Here is an 18795-nt window from a genome sequence, read left to right on the forward strand (position 1 = left end):
GAAGGTGCTGTAACGGTTCAGGCGTCGGTGACGCGCATCAGGGTGTTCGGGCCCGCGGTCGCCGAGCTCTCCAGGTCGACGTCGAACCGGCTGCGGTCGCCGCGGTGGAACGCCACGAACACCTCCACCGGGCGGTCGTCGGCGCCGAAGCTGGTGCTGCGCAGCAGGAGGACCGGATCTCCCTCCGGGATGTCGAGGTCGGCGGCCAGTTCGGCACCTGCCTTCGCCGCCTCGACCGAACGCCTGCCGCGCTTGAGCCGGACCCCGTAGTTCTGCTCGAGCAGCGTGTACAGCGACTGCGTGGAGAGGTCCTCGTCCTCCAGTCCCGGGGCGATGTGGTGCGGCAGGTGGGTCGCGGTGAACACCCAGGGCTCGTCGTCGACGAAGCGCAGGCGCTCGATGGCGATCACTGGGGTGCCCGGTTCGAGGTCCAGCGCCGAGGCGGTCTGCTCGTTCGCCGGCACGACCTCGATCCGCCGCACGTCGCTGCGCAGCGACGACCCGCGCGCGGCCACGTCGGCGTACAGGCCGGTGAGGGACTGGACGAGGCCCTCGGCGATCTTCGGCTTCGCGACGAAGGTGCCGCGGCCCTTGACGCGTTCGACCACGCCTTCGGCTTCGAGGTCGGACAGCGCCTGCCGCACCACCGTGCGGGAGACGTCGTAGGTCTCGCACAGCTCGTGATCGCCGGGCAGGCGGTCGCCGGGTGACATGCCGCGCCGCTCGATGTCGCTGACCACGATCTGCTTGAGCTGGTAGTAGAACGGCAGCGGGGACGAGCGGTCGATACGTGTCACCATGTCATGAGAGGATATCAGGAATCACCGCGCGTCGAGATCTCCGGCGCGGAATCCGCCCGGATCCGCACGCTTGGCAACCTGTCCGGACAGGATTACATTGCTCCCCGGCGCGACCGCCGCGCCGAATCGAGCGATCGGGAGCATCCGGATGGACGAACTGCTGCGACTTGACCGACTGCGCCGAACCGGGGTGATCGCCGTCCTGCGCGCACCTTCCGCCGACGTCGCGGTGCGCGCGTCCGAAGCGCTCATCGCGGGAGGTGTCACCGGCATCGAGATCACCTACAGCACGCCGGACGCGCCTGCCGCGATCGGGAAGCTCCGCCAGGTCCACGGCGATGCGATCCACCTCGGCGCGGGCACGATCCGCACCGCCGAGCAGGCGGAGGAGGCCGCGGCCGCCGGTGCGCAGTTCCTGGTCAGCCCCGGCACCGATCCGGCGGTCGCCCGGGCCATGCTCGGCACCGGCGCCGACGTCCTGCTCGGCGCCCTGACGCCGAGCGAGGTCATGGCCGCGCACCGGCTCGGCGCGCACGCGGTCAAGATCTTCCCGGCCTCGCTGGGCGGGCCCGCCTACTTGAAGGCGCTGCGCGGACCGTTCCCGGACATCGCGATGATGCCGACCGGCGGCGTCGCCTCGGGCAACATCGCCGACTGGCTCGACGCGGGTGCGGTCGCCGTCGGGGCCGGTGGTGAGCTCTGCCCGAAGGCGGCGATGCTCGCCGAGGACTGGGGCGAGATCCGGGCCATCGCGCGGAAGTTCGCGCTCGCGCACCGGGAAGCCGCCGCTCGCGCCTGATCCGCCGCGTTGCCGGGCGGACGAGGATCCGCTCTTGACATCCTGTCATTACAGGACGACAGTTAGCTCCACTTTCACCCCCGAGGAGGAATTCCCGTGCCGGAGTTCGCCGTTGCCCCGATCGACCCGATGTCGGTCACCTTCCAGCCCGCCACCGGCGGCATGAACCCGAGCGGCCCGGTGCTGAGCCGGCGCATGTCCGACCTGGAGGGCCTGTTCGCCGACACCGCCGCCTGGCAGGAAGCCCGCGACGGCGCCGACCCGGTGGTCTACGAGGTCGCGTCCTCCCCGGTGCCGGAGGCGCCCGGCGAACTGCCGCAGTCGATCACCACCATTCACCCGGGGACGGTCGGCGGCGAGTTCCACATGACCAAGGGGCACCAGCACCCGAACCCGCAGGGCGAGATCTACTTCGGACTGTCCGGCACCGGCGGCCTGCTGCTGTTCGACGGCACGACGCCGAAGTGGATCCCGATGGCGCCGGGCGTCATCGGCTACATCCCGCCGGGCTGGGCGCACCGCAGCGTCAACACCGGCGACGAGCCGTACCGGTTCCTCGCCGTGTACCCGGGCGACGCCGGGCACGACTACGGCTGGGTGCTCGAGCACGGCATGGGGTGGCGGGTGCGGCGCGGTGCGGCCGAGCCGCAGCTCGTGCCGTTCCGGTCCGAGCCCGTCGCGGGCTGACCCGAGAAAAGCGAACGAGGAGCTGCAATGGCGCGCATACGGTTCGTCTCATCCGGTGTCGCGGCCGCGATCGCGGTGGTCGCGGTCGGGGCCGGCCTGGTCGGCGGCAAGGCGGCCTTCGGGCCGGCCGCGGAAGGGACCGGCTCCGGCACGAGCGGGGTCGCGGGCACCCGGATCGACGTGATCACGAAGGCGACCGACTCGGAGTTCTGGCAGTCGATGCTGGCCGGTTCCGAACGGGCGGGCGCCGACCTGGGCGTGGAGCTGGGCCTGTTCGGCCCCACTTCGGAGACCGACATCGACCAGCAGGTCAGCCTGGTGGAGAACTCGATCGCCCGCGGGGCCAAGGCGATCGTGCTGGCCTCGAACTCCTCCACCGCGCTCAACGGCGCGGTGGACCGGGCCCGGCAGCAGGGCATCAAGGTCATCACGGTGGACAACTCGATCACCACCGCCTCCGAGGGCTTCATCGGCACCGACAACGTCAAGGCCGGGCAGCAGGCGGGGCAGCGGATGTGCGAGCTGCTCACCGCGCAGGGCAAGGCGGCGGGCAAGATCCTGCACGAGAGCTCGACCTCCGGCCAGCAGGTGCTGGCCGACCGGTTGACCGGGTTCCGCGCCGGGCTCGCCGAGAAGTGCCCGCAGGCGGCGGTCGTGCAGACCGCGGTCAACGACAACGACCTGAACAAGGCGGTCGGGCAGGTCAACGACGCGATCACCGGAATCCCGGACCTGGCGGGAATCTTCGCCGACAACAACACCTCCGGCACCGGTGCGGCGCGCGCCGTCGCCGAGCGGGGCGCGGCCGACCGGCTCGCGGTGGTGGCCTTCGACTCCGACCCGGCCGAGGTCGAGGGGGTGCGCACCGGTTCGATCGACGCGATCCTGGTGCAGAACCCGTTCTTCTTCGGCTACCAGGGCGTGGTGGAGGCGGCGATGTCCGTCGCGGGCAGCACCCCGCCGGTCGACCTCGACCCCGGTGCCGTCGTCATCGACAAGTCCGATGTGGACAAGCCGGAGTACGCCCAGCTGCTCGACCCGCCGAAGACCAAGGGCTGAGCGATGGCCGACACCGCAGTGATCAGCCTGCGCGGGGTGCGCAAGACCTACCGCGCCGTGACCGCGCTGGACGGCGTGGACCTGGAGGTGCTCCCCGGCGAGGTGCACTGCCTCGCCGGGGAGAACGGGGCGGGCAAGTCCACCCTGATCAAGATCCTCACCGGCGCGGAGACCCGGGACGCGGGGGAGTACCTGGTGTCCGGGGAACCGATGCGCCCGGTGCTCACCCCCGCGGTGGCGCGCGATGCCGGCGTCGGCGTCGTCTACCAGGAGCTCAGCCTGCTGCCCGAGCTCACCGTGTCGGCGAACCTGTGCATGGGGCGCTTCCCGTCCCGCGCCGGCTTCCGCGACCTGCGGCGGCAGCGCGAGATGGCCACCGCGATGCTCAGCCGGGTCGGGCTGGCCGAGCTCGACCCGGAAACCCGGGTCGCCGAGCTGCCGACCGCGACCCGGCAGCTGGTGGAGATCGCCCGCGTGCTCGGCCAGAACGCCAAGCTGGTGATCTTCGACGAGCCGACCACCGCGCTGTCCGAGCAGGAGGCGGCGGCGCTGCTCGACCGCATCCGCGCGCTGCGCGACGAAGGCGTGGCGGTGCTCTACGTCAGCCACCGCATGGAGGAGATGTTCGCCATCGGCGACCGCGTCACCGTCCTGCGCGACGGCAGGCTGGTGGCCACCGAACCGATGGCCGGGCACACCGAGGACACCCTGGTGCAGGCGATGGTCGGCCGCACCATCGAAAGCCTCTACCCGGGCGAGCGCGCCGGAACCGGTCAGGTCCGCCTGGAACTGCGCGGGGTGCGGCCGGTCGGCTTCGACGAGCCGGTGGACCTCTCGGTGCGGTCCGGGGAGATCCTCGGGCTGGCCGGACTGCTCGGCTCGGGCCGCAGCGAGCTGCTGCGCGCCGCGTTCGGCGCGGACCCGCTGCTGGCCGGCCAGGTGCTGGTGGACGGCCGGCCGGCCGACACCTCCTCACCGCGGGCCGCGGCGCGCAGCGGTATCGGTCTGCTGACCGAGGACCGCAAGGAGTCCGGGCTGATGCTCGGGCTGAGCATCGAGAAGAACGTGGCCATGGCCAGCATCGGCGCGGTCAGCTCGTTCGGCGTGCTGCGCCGCGGCAAGGTGCGCGAGCACGTCGCCGCCGCGGCCGACGGGCTGCGGGTCAAGTTCGGCGACTGGACCGACCCGGTGTCCTCGCTCTCCGGCGGCAACCAGCAGAAGACCCTGGTCGCCCGGTGGCGGGCCACCGGAGCCAAGGTGCTGCTGCTCGACGAACCGACCAAGGGCGTGGACGTCGGCGCGAAGGCCGACATCTACCGGGTCATCGCCGAACTGGCCGCCGCCGGGCTGGCCGTCGTGGTCGTGTCGTCCTACCTGCCGGAACTGCTCGGCTTGTGCGACCGGATCGCGGTGGTCCGGCAGCGGCGCATCGCCGGGTTCGCGGATCCGGCCGAGGCCACCGAAGAGGACGTGCTGCACCTCGCGAGCCCCGTCACCGCGCAGGAGGCCTCGTGAACCGCGAACCGTGCCCGACGAGAACACAGGAGATGCGATGACCGACGTCGCAAGCGCCCCCGCGCCTTCCGCGGCGGGCGGCAAGCGCAAGCGCAGGCCCAGGCCTCGACCGGCCGATTCGGAGATCCTGCGGCTGAGCCACCTCTTCGACCGCGGGTTCGGCGGCATCCCGGTGCTGCTGGCGATCGCGTTCGCGCTCAGCCTCGCCACCGACTCGTTCCTCACCGGCACGAACCTGGACAACCTGGGCCGCCAGGTGTCGATCTACGCGATCATCGCGGTCGGCCAGCTGCTGGTGATCCTCACCGCGGGCATCGACCTGTCGGTGGGCTCGGTGGTCGGGTTGGCCGGGGTGGTCGCCGCGACCGCGGTGTTCGAGACCTCGGGCGGCCTCCCGGTGGCGCTGGCCGTCGTCCTGGCGCTGGTCGTCGGCGCGGCGGCCGGGTTGATCAACGGAGTGCTGGTGGCGGTGCTGCGGATGCCGCCGTTCATCGTGACCCTGGGCATGATGGGCATCGCCCGCGGTGCGACGCTGCTGCTGACCGACGGGCGCACGGTGCAGCCGCTGCCCGCCGAGTTCACCGCGATCGCGGGCGGTTCGGTGTTCGGGGTGTCGAACCTGACCTGGCTGATGCTCCTGGTGACGGTGCTGATGGCCTGGCTGCTGCGGCGCACCGTGTGGGGCCAGTACGTCTACGCGGTCGGCTCGAACGCGGAATCCGCCCGGTTGACCGGTGTTCCGGTGCGGCCGGTGCTGCTGTCGGCCTACGCGCTGTCCGGGCTGCTGGCCGCCTTCGCCGGAGTCCTGCTGGCATCCCGGCTCGGCAACGGCGTGCCGACCTCGGGCACCGGCTACGAGCTGCAGGCCATCGCCGCGTGCGTCATCGGCGGCGCCAGCCTGTTCGGCGCCAAGGGCACCGCGCTCGGCGCCCTGGTCGGTGCGCTGGTGGTCGGGCTGCTCAACAACGGCGGCACGCTGCTGGGTGTGGACCCGTTCTGGCTGCAGATCGCGATCGGGGTGCTGATCCTGATCGCCGTGGGTGCGGAGAACCTGCGCGGCGGCGGGAAGTCGCGCCTGCCGGGGATGGCGGCGAGATGAGCGGCACGGTTCTGGTGACCTCGCGGTCGTTCGGCAGCGGCGCGGTGCCCTGCGCGGACGAGCTGACCGCGGCGGGCCTGCGGGTGGTCCGCGGGTCCACAGTGCACGATCCGGCCGAGCTGGCCGGCCCGCTGGCCGAGGCGGTGGCCTGGATCGCGGGCACCGCACCGATCACCGACGAGCACCTGGCCGCAGCGCCCCGGCTGAAGGTGATCGCGCGGTACGGCGTCGGGGTGGACAGCGTGGACCTCGCAGCCGCCGCCAGGCGGGGCATCACGGTCACCAACACCCCGGGGGCCAACAGCGAGGCCGTCGCAGATCTGACGATCGCGCTGCTGCTCGCGGCGTTGCGCGGTGTGGCCGCCGGGGACCGCGCGGTGCGCGCAGGCTCGTGGCGGACCCGGCGCGGCCGGGAACTCGGCACCCTGGTGCTCGGGGTGGCCGGGCTCGGCAGGATCGGCCGGGGAGTGGTGCGCCGCGCCCGCGGTTTCGGCACTCGCGTGCTCGGCCACGACCCGCACCTGGACCCGGTGGTGTTCGAGGTGCTGGGCGTGCGCAGCGCCGGGCTGACCGAGCTGGCGGCCGAGTGCGATGCGGTGACGCTGCACGCCCCGGGAGGGCAGCAGCTGGTGGACCGGGCCTGGCTGGAATCGGTGAAACCCGGCCTGATCGTGGTGAACACCGCGCGAGCCGACCTCGTCGACGAGCAGGCCGTGGCCGATGCCCTCCGGTCCGGGCAGCTCGCCGCGTACGCGGCGGACACCCTGGCGGGGGAGGCGGCGGGCGGGGCGAGCCCGCTGCTGGCCGCCGACCTGAGCGACCGCGTGGTGCTCACCCCGCACGCCGGTGCCCAGACGGTGGAGGCCGTGGACCGGATGGGCACGGGTGCGGTGCGCGCCGTGCTCGACGTCATCTCCGGCCGGACCCCGGAGAACCCCGTTCTGATCGAGGAGAGGACCGCATGACCGAGCTGAACGACGACGCGGCGATGGGCTTCGTCGGGGTGAGCACCGGGCAGTCCTCGATCCGCGAGGTCTTCCCGGCGTGGGCGCGCGTTCTCGGGCTGCCCTCGGACCGGCTGGTCGGCTTCGACCTGCCGGTCGGCGCGACCCGCGAGCAGTACCGCGAGACGATCAGCGCGATCCGCGACGACCCCGGCCTGCGCGGTGCCCTGATCACCACGCACAAGATCGGGGTGCACGACGCGGCCGGTGACATGTTCGCCGAGCTGGACGAGTTCGCGAACCTCTGCGGTGAGATCTCCTCGGTGTCCAAGCGCGGTGCCGCGCTGGTGGGGCACGCGAAGGACCCGATCACCGCGGGACTGTCCATCGAGGAGTTCCTCGCCCCGGACCACTTCGCCAGGACCGGCGCGGACCTGCTGTGCCTGGGCGCGGGCGGTGCGGGCACCGCGATCGCCTGGTACCTGGCTGGCCGCGACGACCGGCCGCGCCGGATCGTGTGCACCGACACCGATGAGCACCGCTTGGCCGAACTGGTCGAGGTGCTGCGCCGGGGCGGTCTGGACACCGGGAACGTGGTGACCGCGGTCGCCGGCGGCCCGGCCGACGAGCTGGTCGCGGCCTGCCCGGCGGGCAGCCTCGTGGTCAACGCCACCGGACTGGGCAAGGACCGGCCCGGCTCGCCGGTGTCGGACGCGGTCCGGTGGCCGCACCGCGCCGTCGTGTGGGAGCTGAACTACCGGGGGAGTCTGGAGTTCCTCGGCCAGGCCCGGGCGGGCGAGGAAGCGGCCGGGCTGACCGTGGTGGACGGTTGGCGGTACTTCATCCACGGCTGGTCGCAGGTGATCGCGGAGGTCTTCGACCTGCGGCTGGACCAGGAGACCGTCAGCGAGCTCGCCGCGGCGGCCGGGGCGGTGCGATGACGGTCCGCACCGTCCTCGGCGACGTACCCGCGCAGGAGCTCGGCCGCACCGACTACCACGAGCACCTGTTCCAGGTGTCCCCGTTGCTGCCGGGCGACGAGCTCGACGACGAGCAGTGCAGCGGGCAGGAGGCGCGGCACCTGCGCGAGGCGGGGATCGAGGCGATGGTCGAGGCGACGCCGATCGGCCTCGGCCGCGATCCGGCGGGCATGGCCCGCATCGCCGAGCGCACCGGCCTGCACGTCGTCGCGACCACCGGTGCGCACCGGCAGGCGCACTACCCGGACGGCCATCCGTTGCTGGCGAGCACCGAGGAGGCGCTCGCCCAGCGGTTCACCGCCGATCTCGTCACCGGGATGTCCGATGTGGACGGAATTCGCGCCGGGCTGCTGAAAGCGGGGATCGGCTACTGGTCGATCACCGCGTTCGAACACCGGGTGCTGGCCGCGGTCGCAGCCGCGCACGCGGCCACCAGGGCGCCGGTGATGGTGCACCTGGAGCACGGCAGCGCCGCGTTCGAGGTGCTCGACGAGCTGGGCTCCCACGGTGTCCGGGCCGACCGGGTGGTGCTCGCCCACGCCGACCGCAATCCGGATCCCGGCCTGCACGCCGAGCTCTGCGCGGCGGGGGCCTACCTCGGCTACGACGGCATCGCTCGGCACCGCGACCGGCCGGACTCGGTGATCCTGGAATGCCTGCTCGCCACCGCCGAACGCGGTGGTGCCCAGCGCCTGCTGCTCGGCGGCGACGTGGCCCGCCGCAGCAGGTACCGGGCCTACGGCGGGATCCCGGGCCTGGAGTACCTGCCGAAGCGGTTCCTGCCCCGGCTGGTCCGGGAAGGCGGCGCAGAACTCGCGGACGCGATCATGCGCGCCAACCCGGCCCGGTTGCTGGACTGGCACGCGTGAACACCATTCCGGCCGCGGCCGGAATGGTGTTCACAGTTCGGGCAGGCGGCTGATGTCGAGATCGGTGCCGGCGATTTCGGTGCGCAGCTCGTTGAGCCGTTGGTACTGCTCGACCGCCGAGGTGCGCTCGGCCGCGGCGAGTTCCAGCACGAGGGCGTGCAGGATGGTCAGGGGAGCGATGAGTTCGTTCGCCGCGCCCTCGGTGGAGTCGGGCAGCGGCAGCACGGTGTCGGCGCGGGTTTCCCCGGCCTCGTCGATGGCCTCGGTCAGCAGCACGCTGCGCGCGCCGATCCGGTGTGCGTGGTCGAGGACGATGCCGATCTCGCGGAACACCCGCAGCGGTGCGATGACGACTACCGCGTGCGCGGGCTGCAGCCGCAGGAGTTCGTCGGCGAGGCGGAAGCCGGTCGCGGTCCAGGAATCCGCCGGCTTGCCCGCGCGCCGCAGGCTCAGCGCCAGGTGGTCGGCGATGGCGGCGCTGGGACCGATGCCGTAGGCCCAGATGTGCTCGGCGTCGGTGAGCGTTGCGACGGCGCGCGTCCAGTCCGCGCTGTCGACGAGCGCGGGCACGTCGCCGAGAAGGGCCAGTCCGGCGTCGATCACGGGTTGCAGCACGCCGTGCTCGGAGTGCAGCCGCTGCACCCGGTCGTCGAGGACCTGCGCGGGATTGCGGCGGCGGGCCAGGTGGTCGACGAGGCTGCGCTTGAGGTCGTTGAGCCCGTCGAAGCCGAGCTTGCGCGCGGTGCGGATGACGGTCGCGTCGCTGGTGCCGGTGACTTCGCCGAGCTTGGCGGCCGAGGAGATCGCCGCCTCTTCGGGGTGGCGCTGCAGGTAGTCGGCCACCGCTCGTTCGCCGCTCGCGAGCTTGCCCGCCCTTCGGATGCGTTGCCCCAGCGACTCCGGGTGCGAAGTGTTCACGTCGCCCATTGTGCCTCCGCCCGGCTCGTGCCCTCGTTCGTCCGGGACTCGGCGCACCGGAATGCCCGTCGCCGGGCCGATCCGGTGGTCCGCGGTCACCGCGCCGCGGTGCGCGCGGTGGAGCCGCGGACGACGAGTTCGCTGGGGAACTGCTGCTTCCTGGGCGGCAACGAGCGGTCGTTGACCCGCTCCAGCAGCAGGTGCACCGCGGTGCGCGCCATCTCCGCGATGGGCTGCCGGACCGTGGTGATGTCGTAGGAGTCCCACGAGGTCATCGCGATGTCGTCGTACCCGATCACCCACACGTCCTCGGGAACGCGCCGGTTCAGGGACACGGCGCCGTCGACCGCGCCCAGCGCGGTCAGGTCGTTGGCGCAGAAGACGGCGGTGGGCGGGTTCTCCCTGGAGAGCAGTTCGCGCATCCCCGACCTGGCGAGGTCGTGGGCGAAGCCGCCGTCGGCGGTGAGCTCCGCCTCCAGCGGCCGGCCGAGTTCGGCCAGTCGGTCGCGGAATCCGCGCTCCCGGTGCCGGGACGTGCTCGGCAGCTCGGGACCGCGCAGGAAGCCGATCCGGGTGTGCCCGGTGGCGACCAGGTAGTCGGCGACCGCCCGGCCGCCGGCGAGGTTGTCGGTGGTGACCTGGTCGCAGTCCAGCGAATCCAGCCCGCGGTGCAGCAGCACGATCGGATCTCCCCGCCGGAGCGCGCCAGCGAGCCGCTCGGAGCCCTCGGTGACGGTGGTGAAGATCAGGCCGTCGACGGTGCCTTCGTCCAGGGCGCGCAGGGCGCTCTCCCCGCCGGGGTCGGGCGCGTTCCACAGCACCATCCGCTGGCCGGCCGCGTCCAGAGCTTGGCCGACCGCTTCCAGCAGTTGCGGGTAGAACGGGTTGGTGATGTCGGCGACCACGACGCCGATGGTCGAGGTGCGCCGGGTGCGCATGGTCCGCGCCGCGGCGTGCGGCCGGTAACCGGCTTGCTCCATCGCGGTCAGGACGCGTTGCCGGGTCTCCGGGGCGACCTTGTCGCTGCCCTGCAGGACCCGGGACACCGTCATCTGCGAAACGCCGGCCAGCTGCGCCACGTCCCGGCTGGTGACCATCGATTACCTCCAGGGCCTGGATCGAGGGAGTCCGAACTGCGGGTTTACGTAAACACCCTATCGGCCTACAGTGCGATGTGTACGTAAACATCCGAAGGGATCACGACAGCCATGGCTTTCGCGCTCAAGGCCCCGGCCACCAGCTCGGCGGCGACCACGACCTCGTTGCCCGACGTGCAGGAGAAGGTCGAGGCGATCGTCGCCGACATCCGCGCCCGCGGCGACCAGGCGGTTCGCGAGTACTCGGCGAAGTTCGACAACTGGCAGCCCGAGTCGTTCCGGCTGTCGGCCGCGCAGATCGAGGAGATCGTCTCGCGGGTTCCGCGGCAGGTGATCGCCGACATCGAGTTCGTCCAGCAGCAGGTCCGGTCCTTCGCCGAGCGGCAGCTGGCGTCGATGCAGGAGTTCGAGGTGGAGACCCTGCCCGGCGTCCACCTGGGGCAGAAGCACATCCCGGTCGCCGCGGCAGGTGCGTACGTGCCGGGCGGTCGCTACCCGCTGCTGGCCTCGGCGCACATGACGATCCTGACGGCCAAGACCGCCGGGGTGCCGCGCGTGGTGGCCTGCACGCCGCCGATCCGCGGTGCGGTGCCGGACGCGACCGTGGCGGCCATGCACCTGGCAGGCGCCGACGAGATCTACCTGCTCGGCGGCGTTCAGGCGGTGGTGAGCATGGCGCTGGGCACCGAGACCATCGCGCCGGTGGACATGCTGGCCGGTCCCGGCAACGCCTTCGTCGCCGAGGCCAAGCGGCAGCTGTTCGGGGAGATCGGCATCGACCTGTTCGCCGGCCCCACCGAGGTCCTGATCGTGGCCGACGAGACCGCCGACCCCTTCGTCGTGGCGGTGGACCTGCTCAGCCAGGCCGAGCACGGCCCGGACTCGCCCGCGGTGCTGATCACCACCTCGGAGGAGCTGGGCCGCTCGGTCGTCGAGCACGTCGACGGCCTGCTGCCGGAGATGCCCACCCGGGACAACGCCGAGCCCGCCTGGCGCGATCACGGCGAGGTCCACGTCGTCGAAAGCCTCGACGCCGCTTACGAACTCGCCGACACCTACGCCAGCGAGCACGTCCAGATCCTGACCGCGCAGCCGCGCGAGGCGCTCGCGAAGATGCGCAACTACGGTGCGCTGTTCCTGGGCGAGGGGACCTGCGTGTCCTACGGGGACAAGGTCATCGGCACCAACCACGTGCTGCCCACCCGCGGCGCCGCCCGCTACACCGGCGGGCTCTGGGTCGGCAAGTACCTCAAGACCGTGACCTACCAGGAAGTCACCGACCCGGCCTCCAGCGCGAAGCTCGGCGAGGTGTGCGGACGCGCGGCCCGCGTCGAGCTGTTCGAGGGCCACGCCCGCTCCGGCGACGTCCGGGCCGCCAAGTTCGGCGGCGCGCAACTTCCCTGGGCGCCCGACGCGTTCGCCCGCTCCTGACCAGCCAGCCCGAAAGGCGCACATGTCCTCCAACGCAACGGCGCGTGCCGGGGCCCCGTCGGCGTCGAGAACGCTGACGTCCAGCACCATCGGCAGCGTCATCGAGTGGTACGACTTCACCATCTACGGCACCGCTGCCGCGCTGATCTTCAACCAGCTGTTCTTCAGCAACATCAGCCCGGCGGCGGGCACGCTGGCCGCGTTCGGGACCTTCGCGGCCGGGTTCATCGCCCGCCCGCTCGGCGGGTTCGTGGCCGGCCACTACGGTGACCGGCTCGGCCGCAAGGCGACCTTGGTGATGACCCTGACGTTGATGGGCGGGGCCACCACGCTCATCGGCCTGCTGCCCACCTATCAGCAGATCGGCATCGCGGCCCCGGCGCTGCTGGTGCTGCTGCGGCTGGTCCAGGGCTTCGCGGTCGGCGGCGAGTGGGGCGGGGCGGTGCTGATGGCCGTCGAGCACGCGCCGGAGGGCAAGCGCGGGCGCTACGGCGCTTGGCCGCAAACCGGCGTGTCGGCCGGGCTCCTGCTGGGCACCGGCGTCTTCAGCGTCGTCTCGCTGCTGCCCGAACCGCAGCTGATCAGCTGGGGGTGGCGGATCCCGTTCCTGGTGAGCATCCTGCTGGCCCTGGTGGGCCTGTACATCCGGTTCCGGATCACCGAGTCCGAATCCTTCGTGGCGGCAACCGAATCCGGCGGACCGTCGCGCCGGCCGCTGGTCGAGGTGCTGCGCACGCACCCGAAGCAGATCCTGATCGCGATCGGGGTCCGCTTCGCCGAAGGCGGGAACTACTACGTGTTCACCGTCTTCATCCTCACCTACATCACCCAGCAGCTCGACCTGCCGCGCCAGGCCGGGCTGACCGGGGTGATGCTCGCGGCCGCGTTGAACATCGCCGCGCTGCCGCTGTGGGGTGCGTTGTCGGACCGCCTCGGCCGCCGACCGGTGTTCATCGGCGGTGCGCTGTTCATGGCCGCTTACGCGTGGCCGTTCTTCTGGCTGGTCGACACCAGGTCCCCGGCGTTGATCGCGCTGGCCCTGGCCATCGCGCTCGCGGTGCCGCACGGAGCGGTCTTCGCGCCCATCGCTGCGTTCTACGCCGAGCTGTTCGAGCCGCGCGTGCGGTACAGCGGGGTGTCCATCGGCTACCAGATGGGAAGCGTGCTGCTGGGTGGCTTCACCCCGCTGCTGGCGACATCGCTGATCCTGTGGTCCGGCGGGGCTTCGTGGAGCGTGGCGGCGCTGGTCGCGGCAGGGGCGCTCATCGCGGCCGCCTCGATGTTCGCTGCTCCGGAAACCTTCCGCCGCAGCCTCTTCCCGACCAGGAACGCGCCGGAGCGGCAAGTCGAGGCGTGAGGTTCCGTGAGCGTTTCGGGGCGCTATAGCACCCCGAAACACTCACGGGCCCGTGCTCGCCGGAAGGCGCTCCCTTCGGCCGCACCCCTGATATGAAGTATTTACGTTGTCCATTGTGCCTATGTGAAGTGAATGCTACGTTTCTGAACTGTTGGAGCCACTGCTCCCCGACCTCCTGCGGAGACCGTGATGAAACCAGTTCAGCAGTCGAGCGTCGCAGTCATCGGAGTGGGCACGATGGGCAGCCAGCTGCTGCACCGGCTCGCCGCCGACGGCCTCGCGGTGACCGGCTTCGAGCAGTTCGACATCGGCCACCAACGCGGCGCGGCCGGCGGTGAGACGCGCATCTTCCGCGTCGCCTACAAGGAAGGCGGCAACTACGTCCCGCTGCTGCGCGAAGCGCGCTCGGCGTGGCAGGAACTCAGCGCCCGCGCGGGTGTACCGATGCTCGAACCCTGCGGCGCGATGACCATCGGGTCGGCCGAGGACCCCGACGTGCGCACCGTGGCCGACGTGACCGAGCGGTGGGGTCTCGACGTCGAACGGCTCGACCACCGAGAGGCCGCCCGCCGGTTCCCGCAACACCGGCTCTTCCCCGACGACGTGGTGCTGCTCGACCGCCAAGGCGGCCTGCTGCACCCGCAGCGCGCGATCGTCGAAACGACCCTCCTCGCGGAGAAAGCCGGAGCGAGGCTCTACACCGGCACCACCGTCGAGGACGTCGTCGACGACGGCAACGGCGTCGCCGTGCACTTCCGCCGCGGCTCGGAGATCCAGGTCGAGAAGTTCGACCAGGCGGTCGTGTGCACCGGGCCGTGGATCACCCGCAGCGTGCCGGTGCTCGCCCGCGACATCGAGATCCGGCGCGCGGTGCTGTGCTGGTTCGAGACCGCGGAGAACTGGGATCCCGAGCGCTTCCCGGTGGGGATCCGGCGCAGCGGAGGGGAGAACACCTTCTCCTTCTTCCCCGACGTCGGCGGCGGCGTCAAGATCAACCTGCACGTGCCGAAGTCCATCGTGGACGACCCGGACCTGCTGGACCCGGTGGTGGCACCGGACTACGTCGCCAGGGTGTCCGCGGCGGTGTCGCGCTGCCTGCCCGGGCTGCCGCCGCGCCCCGCCGAGGTGCGGACCTTCATGGAGGGCTACACCGCCGACAACCACGGCATCATCGGCCGCGACCCGCACCGGCCGAACGTGCTGGTGATGGGCGGCTTCTCCGGTCACGGCTTCAAGCTGGCGCCGGTGTTCGCCAGGGCGGCCGCCGAGCTGCTCCGCACCGGCCGCACCGACGTGCCGATCGACCACCTGTCGCTGTCCCGCCTCCGCTAGAGCCGGATCGGTGCTCCTCCCCGTCCGCGTAGCGGTGGGGCAGCGCCACCTCGGCCACCCCTCGTCGAGCGGCTGGTGCCGCTCGCTCGACCGACCCTCGAGGAATGCCATGCTCCGCATCGGTATCGACGTCGGCGGCACGTTCACCGACGTGACCGCGCTGGACACGGCCACCGGCCGGTTCCACATCCACAAGCTGCCCTCCACCACCGACGACCAGTCGGTCGCCGTCGCCGACGGCGTCCGCGCGGTGCTGCGCCTGGCCGGCGCCGACGCCGCCGAAGTCGGCTACCTCGGCCACGGCACCACTGTGGCCACGAACACCGTGCTGGAATCCAACGGCGCCCGCACCGCGCTGGTGACCACCGCGGGCTTGCGGGACGTCCTGGAGATCGGCCGCCAGCAACGCCCCAGCCTCTACGACATGGACGCCGACAAGGCGCCGCCGCTGGTGCCGCGGTCCCAAGTGCACCCGGTGGTCGAGCGGATGTCGGCCGAGGGCAAGGTGCTCGAACCGCTCGACGCCGACGACCTCGCGGCGGTGATCGACCGGGTGCGCGCCGACGAACCCGAGGCCGTCGCGGTGTGCTTCCTGCACAGCTACCGCAACGCCCACCACGAGCTGGAAGTCGCCGAACGGCTGCGCGCGGCGCTGCCCTCGGTCTACGTCTGCGCCTCCGCCGAGATCGCACCGGTGTTCCGCGAGTTCGAGCGGTTCTCCACCACCGTGGTCAACGCCTACGTCGGGCCGAGGATCAACCGCTACATGTCGCGGCTGGCCGAGCGCATCCGGTCCACCGGGGTGCCGGTCGAGCCGAAGGTGATCGGTTCCAGCGGCGGCATGATGTCGTTGGAGTCGGTCGGCCGCTACCCGGTCACGACGCTGCTGTCCGGGCCGTCGGCAGGCGTGGTCGCCGCGTCGCAGGTCGCCGGGCAGGCGGGCTTCGAGAACCTGATCACCTTCGACATGGGCGGGACCAGCACCGACGTCTGCCTGGTGCGCGACGGCCGCGCGCTGGTGTCCGCGCAGCGCCGCATCAACGACCGGCCGGTGCGCACCCCGTCGCTGGACATCCACACCGTCGGCGCCGGTGGCGGCAGCATCGCCCGGGTCGACACCGGCGGGGCGCTGGAAGTCGGCCCCAGCAGCGCCGGGTCCCAGCCCGGTCCCGCCGCCTACGGGCGCGGCGGGACCGAACCCACCGTCACCGACGCCAACGTCCTGCGTGGACGGTTGAACCCGGAGCACATCCTCGGCGGTGCCCTCGCCGTCGACCACCAGGCGGCGATGCGGGCGGTCGAGGGCATCGCCGCCGCGATGGGCGTCGACCGGACGGTGGCCGCGCGCGGCATCGGCCGGATCGCGGCGGTCAACATGGCCGGTGCGGTGCGCAAGGTCTCGGTGGAGGCGGGCGAGGACCCGCGCGGCTACGTGCTGGTCGCCTTCGGCGGCGCAGGACCGCTGCACGCCGTCGAGGTCGCGCGCGAGGTCGGCATGAGCACCGTGCTCGTGCCGCCGAACCCGGGAACGCTGTGCGCGCTCGGCCTGCTCGTCACCGACATCCGCACCGAGTTCGCCAGAGCGATGCTGGCCGACGCAGCTGCCAGCGACCTCGACAAGCTCAACGAAGCGCTGCACGAGGTGCACGGCGCGGCTCAGGACTGGCTGGCCGCCGAAGCACCCTCCGATGCGGACACCGCCATCACCGGCGTGGCCAGAATGCGCTACGCCCGGCAGAACTTCGAACTGCCCGTGCCGCTGCCGCAGCAGGTGATCGACGCGGCGCGGTTCGACGCCGCCGCGCTCGCCGAGCTCGTCGCCGCCTTCCACGACCAGCACGCCAAGAGCTACGGATTCGCCCACCGCGACGCCCGGGTGCAGATCGTGGAGGTGCAGCTGACCCCGACGGCGGTGGCGGACAGACCCGAACTGCCCGCCATCGGGGAGGGAACCGACCCCGCCGGTGCGCTGCTCGGGTACCGACCGGTGGACTTCGACGAGACCGGCGAGATCGACACCCCCGTCTACGACAGGTCGGTCCTGCGCGCGGGCACGGTGCTGCCCGGCCCGGCCATCGTCGAACAGCTCGACACGACCACGGTCCTCACCCCGGCCTCCACCGCGCGCGTCGACCGCTGCGGCAACCTCGTCATCGAACTGGAGCAGCGTTGAACACTCCCGACACGATCACCGTGCAGGTCATCGGCGCGTCCCTGGTGACCATCGCGGAGGAGATGGGCGCGGTGCTGCGCCGGGCCAGCTACTCGACCAACATCAAGGAACGCTCGGACTGCTCCACCGCGCTGTTCGACGAACACGGCAAGCTGGTCGCCCAGGCCGAGAACATGCCGATCCACATGGGATCGATGACCGGCCTGATCGACTCGCTGGAAGCCGCCGCGCTGCCCGTGCGGCCCGGGGACGTGTTCATCACCAATGACCCCTACCACGGCGGCGGCACCCACCTGCCGGACATCACGATGGTCAAGCCGGTCTTCGACGCCGGCGAGCTCATCGGCTACAGCGCCAACATCGCGCACCACTCCGACATCGGCGGCCGGGTGCCGGGCAGCAACGCCGGTGACTCGAACTCGCTGTTCCAGGAGGGACTGCGGATCCCGCTGGTCAAGTTCGCCACCGCCGCCGGGGTCGAGCGGGCACCGCTGGCGTTCGTCGAGCTCAACTCGCGACTGCCCCAGGAACGGCGGGGTGACATGCTCGCCCAGCTCGCCTCGGTGGAGATCGGGGAGCGGCAGCTGCGCGAGGTGCACCAGCGCCACGGCCGCGAGACCGTCCGCGCTGCCACCGCGCACCTGCTGGAGCACTCCCGGAAGCGGCTGTCGGCGGCGCTGCGCGCGGTCCCGGACGGCACCTACCGGTTCCGCGACCGCATGGACCCCGGCGACGGACCCGCCACCGAGATCGTGGTGGCCGTCACCGTCACCGGCGACCGGGTGGCGCTGGACTTCACCGGCACCGGCCCGCAGAGCCCGGTCGGCATCAACGTGGTGCGCCCGGCGCTGGAAGCCACCGTCTACTACGCGTTGAAGGCGGTGCTGGACCCGGGTATCCCGCCCAACGGCGGGTTCTTCGACGCCGTCGAGATCAGCGCGCCGCACGGCAGCATCGTCAACCCGGTCGAGCCCGCGCCGGTCACCGCCCGCACCGACACCTGCCAGCGGGTCGCCGACGTCGTGCTCGGCGCGCTGGCCGAGGCGGTACCGGAACGGGTGCCCGCGGCCAGCCACAGCACCGTCACGTACGTGACGTTCTCCGGGGAGCACGACGGGGAGTTCTTCGTCTACCCGGAGGTGGTGGCCGGCGGTGGCGGTGCCCGGACCGGCAAGGACGGCATGGACGCCGTCCAGGTGCACATCACCAACTCCTCGAACCTGCCCATCGAAGCGCTGGAGCAGGAGTACCCGCTGCTGGTCGACACCTACGAGCTGATCCCCGACTCCGGCGGCGCGGGCACCCACCGCGGCGGCCTCGGCGTGCGCCGGGACGTGCGAATCCGCTGCGACCACGCCGAGTTCTCCGCGCACGCCGACCGGCAGGCGTCCCGCCCGTGGGGCTTGCGCGGTGGCCAGGACGGCAGTCCCGGACAGTTCGTCATCAACCCCGGCCGCGCCGACGAGCGGCGGCTTCCGGGCGGCCGGATCTCCGGTGTGCAGCTGCGCGAAGGCGACGTGCTGCGGGTGGAGAGCCCGGGCAGCGGTGGCTTCGGCGACCCCGCGCAGCGCTCGCCCGAGCAGGTCCGGGAGGACCTGCGCAACGGCCGCATCACCGAACGAGCAGCACGCGAGCACCACGGATTCACCTCGGCCGACTGACTCCCGGCACTGATTGGAGTGCAGGAATGACGACGACATCGACCGTTTCCGCTCCACCGCACAGATCACTGGTC

16 protein-coding genes are annotated in these 18795 nt (G+C 71.9%); 13 read left to right on the forward strand and 3 right to left on the reverse strand.

Annotated features, from left to right (window positions below):
* Positions 1-17: 17 nt before the first annotated feature.
* Positions 18-800, reverse strand: coding sequence for a GntR family transcriptional regulator (locus tag OU416_RS00760; RefSeq protein ID WP_270924804.1), 783 nt, complete (start codon positions 798-800; stop codon positions 18-20).
* A gap of 148 nt (positions 801-948) precedes the next feature.
* On the opposite strand from OU416_RS00760, the gene OU416_RS00765 reads away from it, so the two are divergent.
* The 8 genes from OU416_RS00765 (at position 949) to OU416_RS00800 (ending at position 8752) form a co-directional block, all read left to right on the forward strand.
* A complete protein-coding gene (locus OU416_RS00765; RefSeq protein WP_270924805.1) occupies positions 949-1599 on the forward strand; it encodes a bifunctional 4-hydroxy-2-oxoglutarate aldolase/2-dehydro-3-deoxy-phosphogluconate aldolase in 651 nt (216 codons plus the stop codon).
* A gap of 96 nt (positions 1600-1695) precedes the next feature.
* A complete protein-coding gene (locus OU416_RS00770) occupies positions 1696-2286 on the forward strand; it encodes a glucose-6-phosphate isomerase family protein (RefSeq protein ID WP_270924806.1) in 591 nt (196 codons plus the stop codon).
* 27 nt (positions 2287-2313) lie between these two features.
* Complete coding sequence (locus OU416_RS00775; RefSeq protein ID WP_270924807.1) at positions 2314-3345, forward strand: ABC transporter substrate-binding protein; 1032 nt, start codon at positions 2314-2316, stop codon at positions 3343-3345.
* A gap of 3 nt (positions 3346-3348) precedes the next feature.
* Complete coding sequence (locus OU416_RS00780) at positions 3349-4860, forward strand: sugar ABC transporter ATP-binding protein (RefSeq protein WP_270924808.1); 1512 nt, start codon at positions 3349-3351, stop codon at positions 4858-4860.
* Positions 4861-4897: 37 nt separating this feature from the next.
* Complete coding sequence (locus OU416_RS00785) at positions 4898-5959, forward strand: ABC transporter permease (protein WP_270924809.1); 1062 nt, start codon at positions 4898-4900, stop codon at positions 5957-5959.
* A complete protein-coding gene (locus tag OU416_RS00790; RefSeq protein ID WP_270924810.1) occupies positions 5956-6924 on the forward strand; it encodes an NAD(P)-dependent oxidoreductase in 969 nt (322 codons plus the stop codon). The genes OU416_RS00785 and OU416_RS00790 overlap by 4 nt, the downstream gene beginning before the upstream one ends.
* The gene (locus OU416_RS00795) at positions 6921-7844 is read left to right on the forward strand and encodes a saccharopine dehydrogenase NADP-binding domain-containing protein (protein ID WP_270924811.1); all 924 of its coding nucleotides are present in this window, start codon (positions 6921-6923) and stop codon (positions 7842-7844) included. The genes OU416_RS00790 and OU416_RS00795 overlap by 4 nt, the downstream gene beginning before the upstream one ends.
* Complete coding sequence (locus tag OU416_RS00800) at positions 7841-8752, forward strand: phosphotriesterase family protein (RefSeq protein WP_270924812.1); 912 nt, start codon at positions 7841-7843, stop codon at positions 8750-8752. Before OU416_RS00795 ends, OU416_RS00800 begins: the two co-directional genes overlap by 4 nt.
* A gap of 30 nt (positions 8753-8782) precedes the next feature.
* Here OU416_RS00800 and OU416_RS00805 read toward each other — a convergent pair whose 3' ends face one another.
* Positions 8783-9670 (reverse strand): MurR/RpiR family transcriptional regulator, encoded by an 888-nt coding sequence (locus OU416_RS00805; protein WP_270924813.1) that lies wholly within the window; start codon positions 9668-9670, stop codon positions 8783-8785.
* Between the two features lie 95 nt (positions 9671-9765).
* Positions 9766-10767: a LacI family DNA-binding transcriptional regulator gene (locus tag OU416_RS00810; RefSeq protein ID WP_270924814.1), complete on the reverse strand. Its 1002-nt coding sequence runs from the start codon at positions 10765-10767 to the stop codon at positions 9766-9768.
* Between the two features lie 111 nt (positions 10768-10878).
* Between OU416_RS00810 and hisD the strand changes: the two genes are divergently transcribed.
* The 5 genes from hisD (at position 10879) to OU416_RS00835 (ending at position 18721) form a co-directional block, all read left to right on the forward strand.
* Positions 10879-12198 carry a histidinol dehydrogenase gene (gene hisD / locus OU416_RS00815; RefSeq protein ID WP_270924815.1) on the forward strand — a complete coding sequence of 440 codons (1320 nt, stop codon included), beginning with the start codon at positions 10879-10881 and terminating at the stop codon, positions 12196-12198.
* Positions 12199-12220: 22 nt separating this feature from the next.
* On the forward strand, positions 12221-13555 hold the full coding sequence (locus OU416_RS00820) for an MFS transporter (protein WP_270924816.1): 1335 nt from the start codon (positions 12221-12223) through the stop codon (positions 13553-13555).
* Between the two features lie 189 nt (positions 13556-13744).
* Complete coding sequence (gene solA, locus OU416_RS00825; protein ID WP_270924817.1) at positions 13745-14887, forward strand: N-methyl-L-tryptophan oxidase; 1143 nt, start codon at positions 13745-13747, stop codon at positions 14885-14887.
* 109 nt (positions 14888-14996) lie between these two features.
* Complete coding sequence (locus tag OU416_RS00830; RefSeq protein ID WP_270924818.1) at positions 14997-17060, forward strand: hydantoinase/oxoprolinase family protein; 2064 nt, start codon at positions 14997-14999, stop codon at positions 17058-17060.
* Positions 17057-18721: a hydantoinase B/oxoprolinase family protein gene (locus OU416_RS00835; protein WP_270924819.1), complete on the forward strand. Its 1665-nt coding sequence runs from the start codon at positions 17057-17059 to the stop codon at positions 18719-18721. Before OU416_RS00830 ends, OU416_RS00835 begins: the two co-directional genes overlap by 4 nt.
* The last annotated feature ends 74 nt before the right edge of the window (positions 18722-18795 follow it).

It is taken from the genome of Saccharopolyspora indica, from assembly GCF_027853965.1.
Classification (GTDB): domain Bacteria; phylum Actinomycetota; class Actinomycetes; order Mycobacteriales; family Pseudonocardiaceae; genus Saccharopolyspora; species Saccharopolyspora indica.